The following is a 1,385-nucleotide window of genomic DNA, read 5'->3' as shown; positions in this document are numbered from 1 at the left end:
AAATATTAGAAATCAAAAATAAGCTTTGCCCAACTAAGAATCCTAACAAAAATTTAATCCTAAATAAAATTATTTATAATTACTTTTTAGGTACTTAATTTTTCCTTTATCCAGTTTAACTAAAGCTATACGCTACTCCTTAATCTGGCACTATTTAATAATTAATTTTTATATATTCAAATTTTCTAATATTATTTTAATTATTAATTTTATTCTCCTTGAAAAATCACCAAAAAAAAGTTTTAAGGTTTATACTTTAGCGCTTCCATGGCAAATCTGAAGCCAGAATTATGGGTTTGCTGAAGGTTTTATCTTTTGACAGGCTTACCCAATCAGATCTGCGGCAAAATACCCAACTACTACCCAATTACTTTAGGCAGTTGCCTAACCAGTGCTCGGTAGAGGTTTGTTTTAGTGCCGCTCAGCCAGCATTTCAATTTGTTTTCCACTGAAACATTTTACCAGATATTTACTACCCAACAATTTATAGCGTACAGCGCACCAACCAAAGAGGCTTAAACAAGATGCTTGAACCTGGGTTGTATATAGAAATATTCTTGATGGGGATGATAACAGGTAGCTTAAAACCGGAAGGTATTATTCTCTTCTGCTAAATTACGCTACAGCAAAAGTTTAAGAGAAGATAACTACTTATCAGAAATAACTATTACATAGGAAATGGATAGATATTTTTTGAAAGATTCCATCTTTCAAGGTGTAGGCGCTAACTAGCTTTACAGGTCTAAGAAGCCTCCCCGCCGGCGGGCCCCGTTTGGCCACTCGGGCTGCTCATCTTTCCTTTGCTTGTACATCGCAATGCTAAAGCACCGGAAACCCAGAAGAGAATCTTCCGAAAGGCCCTCGCTGTCCAAACTGCTGTAGTATGTGCTTAGCTGATGCCTCACCAGGTTCAATCATTAATTAAGCCTCCTCAACAAAGCGATTCCATAATGTTCCGGTTCGGCCGAACTCCTTCCCTAATTTAGAGAAGGTGCCCGCAGGGCGGAAGGGTTAATATCTTCCAGGAGAAAGCAAGTGCCCACCGCACAGGAGAAAACCAGCGGACACACTCAATAATATGAAATAGCCTTGGACGGACACAAAGCACCTTAATTCCAAACTATTGCCAGTACCAGTTCTCCTATGGAATATTTTCTATTGATGGGAGAGAATATCAGTTCCCCGAATGAATTAAAATGAAATTAAAAAGTGATCGTCATTCTTAAATGGGCCTGGGATGTCAAAAGCTCTCTCCTTTTGTTTTCTATAAACAAAAAAAAAGAAGCACTAATCGTACTTCTTTCTTCTAAACTAGTTCTTTCAGGCTATTTAATAAGATCGCCTGGCGTGCCGGCCTCTGAGCACCAGCCGCGCCATTAACTTTA

At 38.4% G+C, this 1,385-nt stretch carries 1 protein-coding gene; it reads right to left on the bottom strand.

What is annotated here, in order from left to right; all coding sequences use genetic code 11:
• Positions 1–734 precede the first annotated feature (734 nt).
• Positions 735–905: a hypothetical protein gene (locus AAE02nite_RS26465; RefSeq protein ID WP_170252695.1), complete on the bottom strand. Its 171-nt coding sequence runs from the start codon at positions 903–905 to the stop codon at positions 735–737.
• Positions 906–1,385: the final 480 nt, after the last annotated feature.

It is taken from the genome of Adhaeribacter aerolatus (assembly GCF_007991635.1).
Lineage (GTDB): Bacteria > Bacteroidota > Bacteroidia > Cytophagales > Hymenobacteraceae > Adhaeribacter > Adhaeribacter aerolatus.
The sequence above is the reverse complement of the archived record's forward strand: the minus strand, read 5'-3'. Positions and strand labels throughout refer to the sequence as shown.